This is a genomic window from Rhodococcus sp. EPR-134 (genome assembly GCF_001647205.1).
GTDB lineage: Bacteria > Actinomycetota > Actinomycetes > Mycobacteriales > Mycobacteriaceae > Rhodococcus_F > Rhodococcus_F qingshengii.
In genome coordinates, this window is the sequence record NZ_LVCT01000643.1 from 1 (window position 1) to 355 (window position 355).

The window sequence follows — 355 nt, forward strand, 5'->3', positions numbered from 1 at the left end:
AGAAATGGTGTGCTGGCCGGGAACCGCTCGCGCACTACCTCGAACGTCGCCGGACAATCGATCGAGACCAGTTCCTGATATCCGAAAGCACTCGACGCGCTCGGGCGCGGTTTGCTGTCACCTTGGCCGCGCAGTTCACCGATGGCCGCGTTGAAGCCGGCTTCGACCAGGGCCTGCGCCACCGGATCGTAGAACCCGGCGGGAACTCCGAGCCCGGGCAACATCACCACCACGGGTGCGTCGTCGTTCGGTCCGGGAAACAGACGGATCGGGGTCACGGTGCCGTCGGGGAGTTGGATCGGTACGGTCTCCATTCAACTCACACTAACCACCCACGCCGCGGATGGGCAGAGCA

The 355-nt window shown here is 64.5% G+C and carries 1 pseudogene; it reads right to left on the minus strand.

From position 1 onward, the window contains the following. Positions 1-314: pseudogene (locus A2J01_RS28130) on the minus strand (alpha/beta hydrolase); the annotation flags it as partial. Positions 315-355 lie beyond the last annotated feature (41 nt).